Origin of the sequence: Gaetbulibacter sp. M235 (assembly GCF_043876835.1) — a bacterium.
GTDB lineage: Bacteria > Bacteroidota > Bacteroidia > Flavobacteriales > Flavobacteriaceae > Yeosuana.
On record NZ_JBAWJZ010000001.1, the window covers coordinates 376,474 to 394,110 of the forward strand.

At 32.4% G+C, this 17,637-nt stretch carries 14 protein-coding genes and 1 pseudogene; 6 read left to right on the top strand and 9 right to left on the bottom strand.

The genetic code is table 11. The annotated features are described in order from the left end of the window. Nucleotides 1-136: 136 nt before the first annotated feature. The 4 genes from V8G69_RS01735 (at nt 137) to V8G69_RS01750 (ending at nt 3,390) form a co-directional block, all read left to right on the top strand. The gene (locus V8G69_RS01735; RefSeq protein ID WP_394879979.1) at nt 137-811 is read left to right on the top strand and encodes an SCO family protein; all 675 of its coding nucleotides are present in this window, start codon (nt 137-139) and stop codon (nt 809-811) included. A 72-nt stretch (nt 812-883) separates the two neighbouring features. Then, the gene (locus V8G69_RS01740; RefSeq protein ID WP_394879980.1) at nt 884-1,108 is read left to right on the top strand and encodes a ferrous iron transport protein A; all 225 of its coding nucleotides are present in this window, start codon (nt 884-886) and stop codon (nt 1,106-1,108) included. A gap of 3 nt (nt 1,109-1,111) precedes the next feature. Continuing rightward, nucleotides 1,112-3,211 (top strand): ferrous iron transport protein B, encoded by a 2,100-nt coding sequence (gene feoB, locus V8G69_RS01745; protein WP_394879981.1) that lies wholly within the window; start codon nt 1,112-1,114, stop codon nt 3,209-3,211. A gap of 41 nt (nt 3,212-3,252) precedes the next feature. Continuing rightward, nucleotides 3,253-3,390: a FeoB-associated Cys-rich membrane protein gene (locus V8G69_RS01750; RefSeq protein ID WP_394879982.1), complete on the top strand. Its 138-nt coding sequence runs from the start codon at nt 3,253-3,255 to the stop codon at nt 3,388-3,390. Here the strand turns inward: V8G69_RS01750 and V8G69_RS01755 are convergent. From V8G69_RS01755 to V8G69_RS01770, 4 genes and pseudogenes are all read right to left on the bottom strand, one after another. Then, nucleotides 3,387-4,151: a transporter gene (locus V8G69_RS01755; RefSeq protein ID WP_394879983.1), complete on the bottom strand. Its 765-nt coding sequence runs from the start codon at nt 4,149-4,151 to the stop codon at nt 3,387-3,389. The two genes, V8G69_RS01750 and V8G69_RS01755, sit on opposite strands and share 4 nt — an antisense overlap. Before the next feature lie 72 nt (nt 4,152-4,223). Then, nucleotides 4,224-6,404 (bottom strand): annotated as a pseudogene (gene feoB / locus V8G69_RS01760) (ferrous iron transport protein B). A 14-nt stretch (nt 6,405-6,418) separates the two neighbouring features. Further along, nucleotides 6,419-7,441 carry a DtxR family transcriptional regulator gene (locus V8G69_RS01765; RefSeq protein ID WP_394879984.1) on the bottom strand — a complete coding sequence of 341 codons (1,023 nt, stop codon included), beginning with the start codon at nt 7,439-7,441 and terminating at the stop codon, nt 6,419-6,421. 1 nt (nt 7,442) lies between these two features. After that, complete coding sequence (locus V8G69_RS01770; protein WP_394879985.1) at nt 7,443-8,096, bottom strand: metal-dependent transcriptional regulator; 654 nt, start codon at nt 8,094-8,096, stop codon at nt 7,443-7,445. A 130-nt stretch (nt 8,097-8,226) separates the two neighbouring features. Between V8G69_RS01770 and V8G69_RS01775 the strand changes: the two genes are divergently transcribed. Next, nucleotides 8,227-8,586 carry a YraN family protein gene (locus V8G69_RS01775; protein ID WP_394879986.1) on the top strand — a complete coding sequence of 120 codons (360 nt, stop codon included), beginning with the start codon at nt 8,227-8,229 and terminating at the stop codon, nt 8,584-8,586. Here the strand turns inward: V8G69_RS01775 and V8G69_RS01780 are convergent. Further along, the gene (locus tag V8G69_RS01780; protein ID WP_394879987.1) at nt 8,583-9,890 is read right to left on the bottom strand and encodes a TlpA family protein disulfide reductase; all 1,308 of its coding nucleotides are present in this window, start codon (nt 9,888-9,890) and stop codon (nt 8,583-8,585) included. The genes V8G69_RS01775 and V8G69_RS01780 overlap by 4 nt on opposite strands. 30 nt (nt 9,891-9,920) lie before the next feature. Continuing rightward, complete coding sequence (gene mfd, locus V8G69_RS01785) at nt 9,921-13,268, bottom strand: transcription-repair coupling factor (protein ID WP_394879988.1); 3,348 nt, start codon at nt 13,266-13,268, stop codon at nt 9,921-9,923. Between the two features lie 270 nt (nt 13,269-13,538). Between mfd and V8G69_RS01790 the strand changes: the two genes are divergently transcribed. After that, a complete protein-coding gene (locus tag V8G69_RS01790; protein WP_394879989.1) occupies nt 13,539-13,970 on the top strand; it encodes a TerB family tellurite resistance protein in 432 nt (143 codons plus the stop codon). A gap of 48 nt (nt 13,971-14,018) precedes the next feature. Here the strand turns inward: V8G69_RS01790 and V8G69_RS01795 are convergent, their stop codons facing one another. The 3 genes from V8G69_RS01795 to V8G69_RS01805 all read right to left on the bottom strand — a co-directional run bounded on the left by V8G69_RS01795 (nt 14,019) and on the right by V8G69_RS01805 (nt 17,406). After that, complete coding sequence (locus tag V8G69_RS01795) at nt 14,019-16,145, bottom strand: Tex family protein (protein ID WP_394879990.1); 2,127 nt, start codon at nt 16,143-16,145, stop codon at nt 14,019-14,021. Nucleotides 16,146-16,224: 79 nt separating this feature from the next. Further along, nucleotides 16,225-16,929: an OmpA family protein gene (locus tag V8G69_RS01800; RefSeq protein ID WP_394879991.1), complete on the bottom strand. Its 705-nt coding sequence runs from the start codon at nt 16,927-16,929 to the stop codon at nt 16,225-16,227. A 9-nt stretch (nt 16,930-16,938) separates the two neighbouring features. Further along, complete coding sequence (locus V8G69_RS01805) at nt 16,939-17,406, bottom strand: lipocalin family protein (protein WP_394879993.1); 468 nt, start codon at nt 17,404-17,406, stop codon at nt 16,939-16,941. Between the last annotated feature and the right edge of the window lie 231 nt (nt 17,407-17,637).

Consider the following 17,637-nt stretch of genomic DNA (forward strand, 5'->3'; position numbering starts at 1 on the left):
AGTAAGCTTTTAAAGCAACTTTAAAAAGACAAATGTTTAATGCCATTGTATTTAACATTAATTTATGCATCCATAAAATTTAGTGTGTTTAAAATTCATTGTATTTTTGTGCTACAATTTTTTTTTTTTCGTTAAGATGCTTTCATTTTTTAAGGGCTATAAAAAGTTCGCCATTGTTTTTTTAATTATTTCAATTGTTATTATTTCAATCATTTATAACAAATTGAATGTGTATCAGCCTTTGCCTATTTACCAACCTTCTATGGTAAGTACAGAGTTAGTTGACAGCACTATTCAGTATCAAAAAAAATATCATAAAATAGCCGATTTTAGTCTTATTAATCAAAATGGAAAAACCATTACTCAGGATGATTATAAGAATAAAATTTATGTCGCCGATTTCTTTTTTACCACTTGCCAAACAATTTGCCCAATTATGACAAGCCATATGGCAGATGTACAAAAAGAAATTTTAAATGACAACGAGGTTATGCTGCTTTCTCATTCGGTTACTCCAGAAATTGATAATGTTGCCCAACTGAAACGTTATGCCAAAGAAAAGGGTGTAATTGACTCTAAATGGAACTTGGTAACTGGAGATAAAAAACAAATTTATCAATTGGCACGTAAAAGTTATTTGGCTGTAAAAGACAATGGTGATGGTGGGCCATTTGATATGGTTCATACCGAAAATTTCATGTTAATAGATAAAAAGCGGCAAATAAGAGGGTTTTATGATGGCACTAACCCTGATGATATAAATCGTTTACTCGAGGATATAAAAATTCTTAAAAAAGAACCTGTTAAATAGTTTTTTAATTACTATTTTTTTACCCTAAATTTTTACATTACATTTGCTTCTTTAAAATCAATCTAAATAAGCTTGGAAAATACATTAGCCGACATAAAACGAGGAGAACGTTGTATAATTACAGATGTCTCTTCAATTCATATTCCTTTAAAACTTTTAGAAATGGGGTGTTTGCCTGGAAATTATGTAGAATTAGTTCAGGTCGCTCCTTTTCATGATCCTATGTACTTAAATATTAACGGGACTCATCTGGCCATTAGAAAGGAAACTGCTATGCACATTTTAATTAAAAAGTAGCAAATGAGCAAACAAATCAATGTAGCTTTAATTGGAAATCCAAACACAGGAAAAACATCTGTTTTTAATGCTCTAACAGGCTTAAACCAAAAAGTTGGTAACTATCCTGGAATTACGGTTGAAAAAAAAGAAGGTGTTTGCAAATTGCCCCGTGGTGTTAAAGCCCATATCATTGATTTACCTGGAACATACAGTTTAAACGCGTCATCACTAGATGAAAACGTAGTTATTGAACTGCTTTTAAATAAAAATGATAAAGATTTCCCAGACTTAGCTGTTGTAGTTAGCGACGTTGAAAATTTAAAAAGAAATCTTTTACTATATACACAAATTAAAGATTTAGAAATCCCAACCATTCTTGTCATTAATATGGCTGATAGAATGGCCTACAAAGGAATTTCTTTAGATTTAGAATACCTTGAAACGCATCTTAAAACAAAAATTGCTCTAGTAAGCACCAGAAAAAACCAAGGAATTGACAGACTAAAAAACTTAATTTCTAATTACAAAGACCTTTCTATAAGTCATTGTATAGATCTATCAGAAATTGATCCTGCATATTTTAAAAACTTACAAAGTGCTTTTCCAAATCAACTTATTTACAAACTTTGGCTTGTTATTACACAAGATGTCAATTTTGGAAAAACCGATAGAAATGAAATTGATGCTGTTGCCAATTTCAAAACCAAATCAAAAAATGATTTAAAACGTTTACAGCAAAAAGAGACTATAAAACGTTATCAATTTATTAATGATGTTCTTAAAAAAGGCCAAACTATTGACGTAGCAAACGCCAAAGATTTAAGAATGAAATTAGATAGAATCATTACTCATAAAATCTGGGGATATGCTATATTCTTTATAATCCTGTTAACTATTTTTCAAGCCATTTATGATTGGTCAAGCGTTCCTATGGATTTTATTGATACTACTTTTGCTGCTTTTAGCGAATGGACAAAAAATCAATTACCAAATGGTGCTTTCACAAGTTTATTAACCGAAGGTATTATTCCGGGTCTTGGTGGTATTGTTATTTTCATACCTCAAATCGCTTTCTTATTCTTATTTATTTCAGTACTTGAAGAGAGTGGTTATATGAGTCGTGTTGTTTTTTTGATGGACAGACTTATGCGTCGATTTGGGTTAAGCGGAAAGAGTATTGTTCCACTTATTTCAGGAACTGCTTGTGCTATTCCAGCCATTATGGCAACAAGAAATATTGAAAACTGGAAAGAGCGTTTAATTACCATCTTGGTAACACCATTTATAACATGTTCTGCGCGCCTACCTGTGTATTTAATTATTATTTCACTTGTAATACCCGAAGGTCGTTTTATTGGTCTTAGTTATCAGGCTTTGACCTTAATGTTTTTATACCTTTTAGGTTTTGGCGCCGCTGTTCTTTCAGCATATATATTAAACAAAATTTTAAAAATAAAGAGCAAAACATTTTTTGTAGTTGAAATGCCAAACTATAAATTGCCGTTATTTAAAAACGTAGCGATTACTGTTTTAGAAAAAACAAAATCATTTGTTTTTGGTGCAGGTAAAATAATTTTGGCTATTTCTATTATTCTCTGGTTTTTGGCTTCATTTGGTCCGGGAGAAAACTTTAAAAATGCTGAAGAAATTACCAAAAAAGCATATGCTTCTGAAAATTTAACTTCAGAAGAATTGCAACAAAAAACAGCATCCCACAAATTAGAGCATTCATTCATTGGTATTACTGGACAAGCTATTGAACCAATAATTAGACCTTTAGGTTATGATTGGAAAATAGGTATTGCCATAATTAGTAGTTTTGCTGCTCGTGAAGTTTTTGTTGGAACCTTGGCAACTATTTATAGTGTAGGAAATGATGATGAAGATACTATAAAAAACAGGATGGCTGGTGAAGTAAATCCTATTCTAGGAGGCCCTTTGTTTAACTTTGCATCAGGAATATCATTACTTCTGTTTTATGCTTTTGCTATGCAATGCATGAGTACATTGGCAGTTGTTAAGCGCGAAACAAATACATGGAAATGGCCAGTATTGCAATTGACAATTATGAGTGCATTTGCTTACATAGTAGCGTTAATTGCATTTCAACTTTTAAAATAAAGTTACATTAAGGAATTAGTACAAAATTCGACAAAACTAATATGAACACTATTATTCAAAATATTTTAGTAGTCATTGCCATTATTTTAGCACTTGGCTTTTTTATTAAAAAATTATTTTTAAAAAATCAAAAATCAAAGAAGTCGTGTGGTGGCGGTGATGATTGTGGCTGTCATTAATCAGTATCTTCTGCCCTTTCAATAAGAATACTACATCCTAATGACATATAATTCATGGTGTGGTTTATTCCTGTGCCAAACGAAAAATCCAATTGGCAGTTGTCCTTTAATAAATATGTTATGCCTACATCAAAATTAGATTCATAACTGTCAAAATCCGACAACTCTCCATAAGGTTCAATATACATCCCGAATTGTTTTGTAATAGATGCCCCTAAGGATATTGAATAGGTTAAATTGCCTTTGCCAGATCCAAAATAATCATACCCAATATTATATCCTAATCCTAAAACATTGCTTAACTCATGAGAAATGGAAAATTTGTTAATGGTACCCCATTTATCATTTGTTAGATCTTTTGACCCAGTTGGAAGAATAGCATGAGACAGAAAAGCAATTTTTGTATTTATGTGCTCTTTATTTAATAGACTGATTTTTGTTCCAATTTCTAAATCACTAATACCATTGCGTTTAAGCAAACTGTTTTTGTCCTTTAAACTTTCAAATTGGTTAAGTACCCTAATTTCTACTCCGTTTAAAATGCCATATCTAAATAGTGTTGTGGGTGCAAACAGTTGTCTTTCCGAGCTTAAATCATCTTCTGTAAACCCCAATAAAATTCCTGATTCAATTTGTAAACTACCTTTATTTACCGTAGAGGAACTCTCGGTTTGGTCTGGCCTGTCTGTTACCATTGTTTGGGCACTACCCAAGAAACATACGGCAAAAAATGCAACAGCAAAAAAATTTAATTTTAGCATAAAAAATTATTAAAAAAAATCGAGAATCAAAAAAATCGTGTGGTGGCAGTGACGATTGTGGCTGTCATTAAATTAAAATAACAGTCTCCAAAACTGAGCTACTAAAAACGTCACAACAAATCCTAAAATAACGGGCATTATAGAGGCAAAAACAGTCCATTTTACACTTTTTGTTTCCTTATAAATGGTATAAATGGTAGTACTGCAAGGATTGTGCAATAAGCTAAATAGCATTAGATTAATGGCCGTTAATAAAGTCCATCCTCCCGCTCTTAAAAGGTCTCCTGTTGCATGCATTGAATCTAACTCGAACATAACACCATCTCCAGAACCACCAGCCATTCCTGTAACCAATACTGTTAACATTAAAATAGTTGGAATCACTATTTCATTGGCTGGAATAGCCACAACATAAGCCAACAAAATAACGCCATTTAAACCTAATAAAAACCCAAATCCATCAAGCGAGTGTATCGTCCATGCAGCAATACTTTCATCACCTATATGAATGTTGGAAATAAGCCAAATAACAGCCCCTGCTGGAGCGGCAAACACAACAGCACGCCACAATACAATTAACGTTCTATCAATTAATGAGGTGTAAATTGTTTTCCAAAAACGTGGTGGTCTGTATGGTGGCAACTCTAAATTAAATGTTGAAACTTCGCCTTTTAAAACTGTTTTTGATAAAGCCCAAGATACTGTGAACATAAAAGCCATTCCCAACACGGCTATTCCTATAACAGCTAGCAAGGAAGCTAAGCTTGAAAAAGATTCTGGCACTATGGCCCCAATAAAAATAGTAGCTATAAGTATTTGTGTAGGCCAACGCCCATTACACAAAGAAAAATTATTGGTGATAATAGCTATTAAACGCTCTCTAGGACTATCAATAATTCGAGTAGCAACCACTCCCGCTGCATTACAACCAAACCCCATACTCATTGTTAAAGCTTGCTTGCCATGTGCTCCTGATCTTTTAAATAATGAATCCAGATTAAATGCTACTCGTGGTAAATAACCAAAATCTTCCAGTAAAGTAAACATTGGAAAAAAGATAGCCATTGGAGGCAGCATAACCGCTACAACCCAAGCTACCGCTAAATAAACACCATCAATTAAAAACCCATCTAGCCACCAAGGCATGTTAATGCTTTGTGCACCACTTTTTAATGCAGGGTGAATGTTGTCTAACAATAAATTAGCTAACATTGACGATGGATAATTTGCCCCAACAATAGTTATCCACAATACTGTTCCTAAAATTAAGAACATAATAGGAAAGCCAAAGGCTTTGCTGGTAACAATTTTATCTATTTTAGAATCCAAGCGAAAGTGTTTTTCTGAATCTTTAGTATGAACCGTACCCTTTACAATAGTAGCGGCATCAGCATAAATGCTTTCTGTTAGATTATCGTGAAAATCATCACCTATTTGCCAACGTAAATCGTTAGATAACTCAATTATATTATCAATATTCTTTTTGTTCATTTTAAAAATTTATACGAATTCTCCAGATTTTAATGCATTAATAATGTGTGTATCACCTTCCAATAGCCTAAATGCAATCCATCTACTATTTGGAATACTAGGAAATTCTTTTTCAATCTCAGTAGTTAATGTTTTTACTGCTTTTTCTATGTTTTCGGGAACATTTTTTATTCTATGGGGTTTGCACACAATAGTTCCATTAGCAATTTCACTTATAGTTTGAATTAATTCTGGAATGCCTTTGTTAAATCTTGCACTTGTTGGCACCACCGGAATACCTAAATCACGAGCAAGAGAGCGTTCATCGATAGTTATGTTATTACGTTTGGCTTCGTCCATTAAATTCAAACATAAAACCGCTTTATCAGTAATTTCTAAAATTTGCAATACTAAATTTAAGTTACGCTCTAACCTGTTGGCATCTACGACAATAACCGTTACATTGGGTTTTCCAAAAAGAATAAAATCTCTGGCCGCTTCCTCGTCTTCAGAAGTTGAAAGTAATGAATACGTTCCTGGTAAATCTACCAACTTATATTTTTGTGTATTATATTCAAATCCCCCTTCTGCTCTAGTCACGGTTTTTCCCGGCCAATTTCCAGTATGTTGTCTTAATCCTGTAAGAGCATTAAAAACAGTACTTTTGCCAGTGTTTGGGTTACCTGCCAAAGCCACGACAAAATCAAAATTATCTGTATGGATTCCCAACTTTTTCAAACCCTCTGCATTGAAATGGGCACAGGTTTCGCATGCACTTTTTATTTTAGTTTCCATAATTATTCCTTTTTAATTAGAATTTTTGCCGCTTGCTCTTTTCGTAACGCAATCGACGTTCCCTTAATCAAGTAAGCATTTGGTTCGCCCAAAGGATTCATAAGGTCGATACTTATATCGGCTCCTTTTACAAATCCTAAATCCAACAATCTCCTTCTACTTTCTCCTCTGCTTTCTTTTGAAATTCCTATAATTTTTGCTTTTTCTGTTTCTTTCAAACTTGATAATCGAGCAATGTTGTCTTCCAAAACAACCTCCTTTTCAATAGGGGCTACTGTTAAATTAGCAGCCACAATTGGTGCCAGTTTAAACTCTTCCCCTTCGGAAAGAAATACAATTCTTGTTGGATTATTTTCGGTTACTCTAATAAGTGATCCAATATGGATGCTTTCAGCTAAAATCTGTTTATAAATGACTTCTGGTTCATCTTCTATATGAGTAATTCTACCAACTGTATTTATAGGCAATAAGGGCAATTCTATTCCATTAACTTTTGCCATTTTTCCAGTCTTGGTTGGAATAGGATCGCCATGTGGATCAAATTTAGGTTGCCCTAAATGCTCTGCCAATCGTTCAGTTTCATCATAACTAAGCTGATGTTCCATTAGTTCAGCTCTATCATGCCACTCTGTTTTACTAAACCCAGTTTTGTCGGCCAAATAACGTTCCCAAAGTCTGTGCACTCTAACTATTTTCAGAGCATATTCTCTACCGGACTCCGTTAATTTTAAAATATCAGACTCAAAATAAATCAGATCATTAATGGTCATTTTTTTTATGGCATCAACTATCCTAGAATTATTAAAATCTAACACTTGAACCAAGGTTTTCATATCAACTCTATTTCCAGAGTTTTCAAAGTGATACAATTGTTTTAAAATATCTTCAATAATAATTTTCTCATTGCCCTTAAAGTTTTTTTTGATAATCCAAAACCAGCCTTTTACTGGTCTAAATAAGACAAAAAGAAATCCCGCTATTACAAAAAATAGAATAAGTGCTGTTATGGGATTGTAATGGTTCATGTTATATGCTTAAATATAAATTTTGAGCTACTTCTTTAGATATAATTAGCTTTTTGGTTTTGGTTTCAATTGATAAAGAATTATCAAAAGGTTCAAAATCTAGAACCTTAATGGTATCTCCTAATGCCAAATTATTTTTGTTCAAATATTTTAAAAATATATCTGACGAATCTTTTACAAAAGACAAAACCCCTTCTTTTCCTTCTTCGATTTCAAGAATATTTATACTCTTAATTGGGGAACAATTCCCATACTTATCAGGAATTGGGTCTCCATGCGGATCATGAGTTGGATATTGCAAAAAAGCATCTAATTCATTTACTAATTTTAAAGATTTAACATGCTCCAACTGCTCTGCAATATCATGAACCTCATCCCAAGAAAAATTGAGCTTATCAACTAAAAACACTTCCCAAAGCCTGTGTTTTCGTATAACCGAAGCAGCAGCTAAACGTCCTTCATTTGTTAAACTTACTCCTTGATATTTTACATAATTGGCTAAGTTTTTTTCAGCTAATTTTTTAATCATATCAGTTACTGAAGATGCTTTTGATTCTATTTTTTCAGCAATTGCATTAGTGCTTACAGCAACGGTTCCCTCTTTGCCTAAATGATAAATAGCCTTTAAATAATTTTCTTCTGATAGTGTAACCATGCTAAATATTTATTCAACAAATATAATAAAATTTACTTGAGAGTAAAAATATTTTTAGACAAGACTAAATATTTTAAAACATTAGTGTTTTTTTATGTATTTTTAAACATCTTAAATTTAAACTTACTTAATGGCACAACATAATGAACTAGGGAAAAAGGGAGAACAATTAGCCGTTGATTATTTATTAAAACATGGCTATACCATTATTGAACGCAACTACAGATTTGATAAAGCAGAAGTTGATATTATAGCACAATTAAAAGACATATTGGCAATTATAGAAGTTAAAACAAGATCTACAGCCGATTTTGGTAACCCACAGGAATTTGTAAAACCAAAGCAAATTCAACGCTTAGTAAAAGCAGTTGATGAATATGTGAAAGTTAATAATTTAGATGTTGATGTACGCTTTGATATTATTGCCATTACCAAAGAAGGAACTTCTTTTAATATTGAACATTTAGAAAATGCTTTTTATCACTTTTAATTAAAAAAACTTTTTAAAGCCTCAACGTCGTTTGGTTTAGCAATAATTCGTTTGTTTTTGTCTAACACAAAATACGTTGGAGTAGCAGTTATATCGTATTGATTTCCTATTTCATTATCCCATTTACCCAATCCTAAAACATGAATAAAGTCTGGAAATTCCTTGATTTTAACTGACCAATTTTTATCATCATCTTCCAGTCCTATTGCAACTACTTTAACCTCACTTTCTTTCATTGTTTTTACAAAATCTTCCAATTGGGGAATTTCATTTAAACAATGCGAACAGGTACTGCTCCAAAAAACCAAAATATAATATTTAGAACCCATTAAATTGCTCAATTTCTTCTCTTTGGAAGCATCTAAATAAAAATCAGGGGCTTTACTTTCTTTTGATGTGTTTTTAAACTGAACCAAGCTGTTAACAAGCACTTGGTCATTTAAAGTTTGGGCAATATTAATTAAATATTTATCTGAAATATAGTTAGCTACTCCTTCAAAATCTGAATCTGCCATACTTTGCCATAATTGTTGTAGCAAACTACTTTTTATAGTTAAAGGCGCATCGTTCATTGCCAAACAAAAGCCATCAATGTTTTTCTTATAATTCGCAACAATATCTGGAGTGTCTTTACCTATTCCAAGAATATAATTATACATGCGCTCTACCAAAAAATCTGAACTCTGTAGTGTTTCGTCATTGAAATCTACATTATCAAAAAAATGCGTTTCCAGATTGTTAATGTACGTTTCTGCATCTTCAAAAGTTTGTGGAATATATGGCTTGTTAGCTTTTATAAACGCTAAAGCAATAGTTCCCTTTGCAGCCTCTTCAAAACTTGCTTGAGTTTCTCTCTGTGTTTTAAAAATAGCTTTTAACGCCTCTTTATCTTTACTTTTCTGTCTGAAAAAATTTGAAATACTTTGGCTTATCATAGACATGCTACTTGTGTAGCCAGTTAACAATTTATTCTCAACAGATTCCTGATATGCTATTCCTTTTTCAGTATCAAAAGTAAATTCAATATCTTCTTTTCCGTTATAAATAATATCAAAATTGTACTCTTCCTTTGGAATGGCATACACAATTTTATACATGCCAGCAGTCGCGGTGGAATCAATTTCTAACATAAAACTTCCATCTTTTTTAATTTCTGCATTTCCTATATAAGATGTTGAAAGAGGCAAAATTTTATATAACAAAGCATATTTATAATCTTTTGCATTTGTAAAAGTTCCTTTAATGGTATGAGAAAAAAGAAAGCTTGGCAGTAAAAAAACTAAAAAAATAACTCGTTTTAACATGATGAAAATTTATTTAATTATCGGCAATAATCAAGCCACAATAGGTTGCAATCTTGTTAAAGCTTGCTTAACAGATTTAACAGACTCAAAAGTAAGCAATAAACGTAAACCGTTTCGTGTTTGCGTCTCCTTCATTTTACAGGTTCCTGGATTTGATTGAACAAATTGTAACACCATACTAAACGCTTTGCTTTGATAAAAATTACTTTGCTGATCGCTAATAAAATACCCAACCAGTTTCCCTTGTTTCATGATTATCTTTTCAAAACCAATCTTACTGGCAATCCATTTAATACGCACGCTATTTAGTAAATCTGATACAGATGGTGGTAGTTCCCCAAAACGATCTATTAGTTGCATTTCAAAAACATTGAGTTCTTCTTCAGTTTTAACATTATTAAGCTGCGTATAAAGATTCAATCGTTCTGTAATGTTGTTTATATAATCATCTGGAAACAACAATTCAAAGTCAGAATCTATGGTAACATCTTTTACATACTCTTTGCCTTCTGAAACATCTTCATATAAGTCTTTAAACTCATTGTCTTTTAATTCTTCAATGGCTTCTTGCAAGATTTTTTGATAGGTGTCAAATCCAATTTCATTGATGAATCCGCTTTGCTCACCACCTAATAAATCCCCAGCGCCACGAATTTCCAGATCTTTCATGGCGATGTTAAATCCACTTCCAAGTTCAGTAAACTGCTCCAAAGCCGTAATACGCTTTCTGGCATCATCGGTCATGGCTGAATATTCAGGAGTGATAAAATAACAAAAAGCTTTTTTATTGCTTCTTCCTACTCTTCCACGCATTTGATGCAAATCACTCAATCCAAAATTATTGGCGTTATTAATAAAAATGGTATTTGCATTGGGGACGTCTAGTCCACTTTCTACAATGGTAGTACTTACCAAAACATCAAAAGCGCCATTCATAAAAGACAACATAAGTTCTTCTAGCTTTTTGCCATCAAGTTGTCCATGACCAACACCTATTTTAGCATCGGGCACCAAACGTTGAATCATGCCTGCTACTTCTTTTATGTTTTCAATACGATTGTGAATAAAGAAAATTTGCCCACCACGTTCTATCTCATAGCTCACAGCATCTCTAATGGTTTCTTCATTAAAACGAATCACATGGCTTTCAATTGGATATCTGTTTGGAGGAGGTGTTGTGATAACCGACAAATCTCTCGCTGCCATTAAACTAAATTGAAGTGTTCGAGGAATTGGCGTAGCTGTTAACGTGAGTACATCTACATTGTCTTTCATAGTTTTTAGTTTCTCTTTGACCGCAACACCAAACTTTTGTTCTTCATCAACAATAAGCAGACCCAAATCTTTAAACTTTACATTTTGATTGACTAATTGATGAGTCCCAATAATAATATCTACTTTCCCTTTTTCAAGGTTTTCAAGTGTTTCCTTTTTCTCTTTTGAAGTTCTAAAACGGTTTAAATAATCAACCGTTACAGGAAAATCTTTCAATCGTTCTTTAAACGTTCTGGAATGTTGATACGCCAAAATAGTTGTTGGCACCAAAACGGCGACTTGTTTGCCATTATCAACTGCTTTAAAAGCTGCTCTAATTGCAACTTCGGTCTTACCAAAGCCCACGTCACCACAAACCAATCTATCCATTGGTCTTTCGCTTTCCATGTCGGCTTTAATATCGGCTGTTGCGGTTATTTGGTCTGGTGTATCTTCATATAAAAATGATGATTCCAATTCCAATTGCATATAACTATCAGGATTGTATTGATATCCTTTTTCAGTTTTTCGTTTGGCGTAAAGTTGGATTAAGTTAAAAGCAATTTCCTTAACTCTCGTTTTTGTTTTTTGCTTAAGAACTTTCCAGGCATTGCTTCCAAGCTTATAAATTTTAGGCGGCTTACCATCTTTTCCATTAAACTTGGTGATTTTATGTAATGAGTGAATACTTAAATACAAAATATCTCGCTCTCCATAAATCAGTTTAATGGCTTCTTGCTTTTTGCCCTCAACATCAATTTTTTGTAAACCTCCAAAACGACCAATTCCATGGTCAATATGTGTAACATAGTCACCAATTTCAAGATTTGTAAGCTCTTTTAATGTTATAGCTTGCTTTTTGGCATACCCGTTTTTTACTTGAAATTTATGGTAACGTTCAAATATTTGATGATCTGTGTAACACAGTATGTTGCTTTCATGATCAATAAATCCTTGATGCAATGAAAGCACAACAGTTTTATACGGTTTTACTTCTAAATGAGAATCATCAAAAATATCTTGAAATCGTTTCGCTTGTTGTTCACTTACACAGACAATATAATTGGTAAATCCTTTTTCGTAGTTGGAATTTAAGTCTTCAATAAGCAAATTAAATTGTTTGTTGAAGGCGGGTTGTGGCGAAGTATTGAAAGTAATAACATCTTCACTCGATTTAACAAACACAGATGTAGAGCCAAATTCAACTAAATTAAAATCTAACAATTGTTTTTTTAACAATGCAGAATTGCAGAATAATTCATTTGGCTCTGCATGTTTTATTGTTGTTGAAAGCGTTTTAAATGCTTCTTCTGCTTTTGAAAAAAAGTCATCAATTCTGGAGAAAAATAAATCGGTATTTTTAAAACAAACAACTGTTTTTTGTGAAATGTATTTTAGAAAACTTTCACGTTGCTCATCTAAAAATTTGTTTTCAACATTAGGAATGATATTGATTTTTTTTATCTGTTCAACCGAAAGTTGTGTTTCTACGTCAAAGGTTCTTATACTATCAACCTCATCACCAAAAAACTCAATTCGGTAAGGCTCATCATTTGAAAAAGAAAACACATCTACAATACCACCCCGAACAGAAAATTCGCCTGGTTCGGTTACAAAATCAACACGTTTAAATTGATATTCGAAAAGGGCTTCGTTTACAAAATCGATAGATAACTTATCGTTAAGTGAAATTTTTAAGGTATTACGCTCTAGTTCTTTTCTGGTAACCACTTTTTCAAAAAGCGCATCTGGATAGGTGACAATTATTGCTGGCTTTTTCCGTGAATTGATACGATTTAAAACTTCAGCCCGCAATAATACATTGGCGTTATCGGTTTCTTCAATTTGATATGGTCTGCGGTAGCTTCCCGGATAAAAAAATACATCTTTATCGCCGCACAATTGTTCTAAATCATTTAAGTAGAATGCCGCTTCCTCTTTATCATTAAAAACAATTAAAAATGGCTTTTCAGATTGTTTAAAAACATTTGAAATAACAAATGAAAATGAAGAACCTACCAAACCCTTTAAATGGGTTTTACTTTCGGTTTTGGCAATAGCAGTCTGAAGATTTTGCATTTGCAAAACCCTTTCATAAGCTTGTAACAAAACTGTTTTACTCAACTATTTTTAATTTGTACACCTAAATTTTCACCATTTTGGTGTCTTAAAGGTGCAAATATAACTTAAGAATTGTGATTTTTGAATTTAGATTTAGTATTTTTATATATACAGAGTTCACATTTTTTTTAGTTAAAAATTAAATTTTTTATTAAAAGCTAAAACATTTAAAACAGGTTATTTTCCTTTAAAAAGGAGAATTTAAAAAAAGGGAATTTATTTTTTAATAGCCTTTTAGTTTATTTATATTTGCAGCACTAAAAATTAAAAAATATGTCAATTTCAGATTTATTTGATAGTGGTTTTAAAAAGCGAAATGAAGACCATTTTGCAGCCATTGTAAGAGTTGCTATGGATGATGGTATTATTTCTAATGAAGAAAAAGCCTTTTTAGATAGATTGGCGCGTAATTTAGATGTTAGCGAAGAAGATTATAAAATTATTCTAAAAGACTATCAAAGTCATCCAATTAACCCACCTGTAGCATATGACCATCGTTTAGAGCGTTTGTATGATTTGGTTCGTATGGTACATGTAGATCAGATTCATGGTGACCCAAAACACAGGCTTTTAAATAAGATTGGAGTTGGACTAGGGTTTCACGCTGTAAATGTAAAATATATAGTTGATAAAGCTTTAACGTTAGTTCATAACGGTGTTAATTTAGAAACCTTTATCTATGAAATAAAAAACATGAATAAATAAAATTTTATTCTTAAATAGAAAAGGGCGAACCAATTGGTTCGCCCTTTTCTATTTATGTAATTTTAATTGAATACGTTTTCTAGGAATATCAACTTCTAGCACTTTTACAATTATTTGCTGATGCAAACTTACATGTTCGTTAACGTCACTTACAAAAGCATTGGCTAAATTTGACACGTGGATGAGTCCACTTTCTTTAATTCCAACATCGACAAAGCATCCAAAATTGGTGATGTTGTTAACAATTCCTGGAAGTAATTGTCCTTCACGCAGATCATTAATGGTTTTAATATTTTGATTAAACGTAAATACTTTAGCTTGCTCGCGTATATCTAAACCCGGCTTTTCAAGTTCCTTAACGATGTCTTGAAGCGTAAGTAAACCAACTGAAGATGTACAATATTTTTTTAAATCAATTTTTTGAAGCAATGTTGAGTTACCAATTAAATCTTGAACCGTTTTTCCTAAATCTTTGGCCATGTTTTCAACAATGGCATAACTTTCTGGGTGAACTGACGAATCATCTAATGGGTTTTTAGCTTCTTTAATTCTTAAAAAAGCAGCTCCTTGTTCAAAAGCTTTATCTCCCAATCTTGGAACTTTCTTTATTGCTTCACGTGATAAAAAAGCTCCATGTTCTTTTCTGTATTCAAAAATATTTTCGGCTAGTTTGGGTCCAATACCAGAAACATAACTTAACAATGATTTGCTCGCCGTATTGATATTTACCCCAACAGCATTCACACAATTTTCCACAACCACATCTAAAGATTTTTGAAGATTGGCTTGATTTACATCGTGTTGATATTGTCCTACTCCAATCGATTTAGCGTCAATTTTAACCAATTCTGCTAACGGATCTTGTAAACGTCTTCCAATTGAAACTGAACCACGTACAGTTACATCATAATTAGGAAACTCTTCTCTAGCAATTTTTGATGCTGAATAAATACTGGCTCCAGCCTCACTTACCACAAAAACCTGAATATCGTTTTTAAAATGAATCTTTCGTATTAAAGCTTCTGTTTCTCTTGAAGCAGTTCCATTACCAATTGCGATGGCTTCAATTTTATAGGCATCGGCCAACGAACTTATTTTTTTCATAGCACCAACAGCATCACTTTTTGGTGGATGTGGATAAATGGTTTCATTGTATTTTAATTGCCCTTGCGCATCTAAACACACCACTTTACAGCCTGTTCTAAATCCTGGGTCAATTGCCAACACACGTTTTTCACCAATAGGTGATCCCAACAAAAGTTGTTTTAGGTTTTTAGCAAACACCTGTATTGCCGCTTCATCAGCTTTATCTTTTGCTATTTGTAACGCTTCATTTGATAATGATGGCAGTAACAAACGTTTGTAAGCGTCCTGAATAGCTAACTGAATTTGTTCTGCACAATTATTATTTGAACGAATAATTCTTTCTTCAATTTTACTTAACGTCTTTTCATCATCGATCTCAATTTTAACTTTGATAAAGCCCTCATATTCTGCCCTTAAAATAGCCAAAAGCCTGTGAGAAGGAATTCTACTTAAGGACTCTGACCAATCAAAATAGTCTCTGTACTTTTGAGCGTTCTCGTCATCTGCTTTTGCTTTGACAACCTTAGTAGAAATAATTGCAAACTTTTCCAGTTGATAACGAATATTATTTCTAACATCAGTCCGCTCGTTAACCCATTCGGCTATAATATGCCTTGCACCTTTTAAAGCCTCTTCAATCGAGCTTACTTCACCTTTTATATATTTAAACGCTATAGATTCCAAGTCATTTGCATTTTGGCTCATGATGATTTTCGCCAAAGGTTCTAGTCCATTTTTTCTGGCTGTTTCTGCTTTGGTCTTTCTACTTTTCTTAAATGGCAAATACAAATCTTCAAGCGTTATTAAGTCTAGAGTTGCTTCAATTTTTTGTTTTAATTCTGAGGTTAAAACGCCTTGTTCTTGAAGTGCTTTTAAAATGGCTGTTTTTCTTTTTTCTAAAGTTTCAAACTGCTCTTTAAATTTTACAATATCCCCGATTTGAACCTCATCTAAATTGCCAGTACGCTCTTTCCTGTAACGGGATATGAAAGGAATCGTGCAATCTTCATTAATTAATTCAACCGTGTTTTTTATTGAAGATTCTGGAAGTTGTGTATGTGAACTTATGAAGTTGATTAAATGTGTCATCAGTATTGTTTATTGCAAAAAAAATCTCGTTTTCAAAGTAACATTGAAAACGAGATTTATACAAGTTTTATATTGTTTTTTAATTTCCGGCTTGTGTTTTAGCGTCTTCTATCATTTTCTCATTTGGCAAAATTGCTATGTTTACACGTCTGTTTTTAGCACGACCTTCTGCTGTAGAATTATCATGCATAGGTTGCGTTTCACCAAACCAGTTGGTTGTTAAACGACCTCGACTAATTCCGTTTTGCGACAAATAATTTGTTACGGCATATGCTCTGTTTTTAGATAGTGTCATGTTATATTCTTCTGACCCTTGACTATCTGTATGACCAACAACAAGAATATTAGTGTCTGGGTATTCTTTAAAAACACCAATTAATTTATTTAATGTAGTTTGTGACGCACTGTTGATGTTATATTTTTCGGTATCAAAATACACACCACTTGTTTCATCAAAAGTAACTACAATACCATCATCAACACGTTCTACTTGTGCTCCTGGAATTTCTTCTTCAATTTTTTGAGCCTGTTTGTCCATTTTGTTACCAATAAGAACCCCAGCAGTACCTCCCACAACACCACCAATAACAGCTCCTAATTCACCATTACCACCTTTACCAACATTGTTTCCTATAATGGCTCCTAAAATAGCACCACCAGTAGCTCCAATAACCGCTCCTTTTTGTTTATTATTTGCATTTTGAACTGCACTACAATTCGTTAAACTTATAGCTAAAACGATTGTGAAAAGTAAAATTCCTGTTTTATTAATAATTGATCTCATTTCAGTTTTTTATTTATTAAAATTCATTGTAATTACGAATGGCTTACCTTCAACATATACGGTTTGTTGCCATTGCATGGATGTATCTGATAAAGAAGTTAAACTCAACCTAAACCCTTTATTGGTTACAGATTTATGCTTTGCATCTGTCGGCTTTAACAGAAAATCGTAAAGTCCAGTTTCAGCATTCACTTCTTGAATTGTAAAAACAAAGTTTCTAACTCCAGTTGAACAACTTGACTCATTAATAGAATAGGTTCCTGTATTATTATTAGGAATAAATTGCCAAGTACTTCCTTCAAAACAATCTTTAGAGGTATCGTTTAATAGCGTTACATTATATTTTCCAGGTTCATTATAGGTTATTGTATTTAAAGTCCATTCACCTTTAATGACTTTTTTGGAGTCTCTAACTGTTTTTGATGACCCACAACTGAATAATCCAATTGCTAAAAAAATTAATAATATCTTTTTCATAATTATTGTCGTTATATTGTTTTACAAATTTCTAAAAATTTTGATGATATTACCTTATAAGATTATCTGTTTAGTTTATATAATTTCCATTAGAAAACAGCATAATAATCTTTTATATAATGTAAAAAGATAAAGGTAAAACACCCAAATGTTCTGATTAATATACGAATTCTGTATTGTATTGGACTTTAAAACAACATAAAAATTAGTAAAATATATATTTCGAAAATG

Bases quoted from the DNA above. Each gene is read 5' to 3' on its own strand.
- V8G69_RS01735 (WP_394879979.1), top strand. From the start codon at position 137: ATGCTTTCATTTTTTAAGGGCTATAAAAAGTTCGCCATTGTTTTTTTA.
- feoB (WP_394879981.1), top strand. From the start codon at position 1,112: ATGAGCAAACAAATCAATGTAGCTTTAATTGGAAATCCAAACACAGGA.
- V8G69_RS01750 (WP_394879982.1), top strand. From the start codon at position 3,253: ATGAACACTATTATTCAAAATATTTTAGTAGTCATTGCCATTATTTTA.
- V8G69_RS01755 (WP_394879983.1), bottom strand. From the start codon at position 4,151: ATGCTAAAATTAAATTTTTTTGCTGTTGCATTTTTTGCCGTATGTTTC.
- V8G69_RS01765 (WP_394879984.1), bottom strand. From the start codon at position 7,441: ATGAACCATTACAATCCCATAACAGCACTTATTCTATTTTTTGTAATA.
- V8G69_RS01770 (WP_394879985.1), bottom strand. From the start codon at position 8,096: ATGGTTACACTATCAGAAGAAAATTATTTAAAGGCTATTTATCATTTA.
- V8G69_RS01775 (WP_394879986.1), top strand. From the start codon at position 8,227: ATGGCACAACATAATGAACTAGGGAAAAAGGGAGAACAATTAGCCGTT.
- V8G69_RS01780 (WP_394879987.1), bottom strand. From the start codon at position 9,890: ATGTTAAAACGAGTTATTTTTTTAGTTTTTTTACTGCCAAGCTTTCTT.
- V8G69_RS01790 (WP_394879989.1), top strand. From the start codon at position 13,539: ATGTCAATTTCAGATTTATTTGATAGTGGTTTTAAAAAGCGAAATGAA.
- V8G69_RS01795 (WP_394879990.1), bottom strand. From the start codon at position 16,145: ATGACACATTTAATCAACTTCATAAGTTCACATACACAACTTCCAGAA.
- V8G69_RS01800 (WP_394879991.1), bottom strand. From the start codon at position 16,929: ATGAGATCAATTATTAATAAAACAGGAATTTTACTTTTCACAATCGTT.
- V8G69_RS01805 (WP_394879993.1), bottom strand. From the start codon at position 17,406: ATGAAAAAGATATTATTAATTTTTTTAGCAATTGGATTATTCAGTTGT.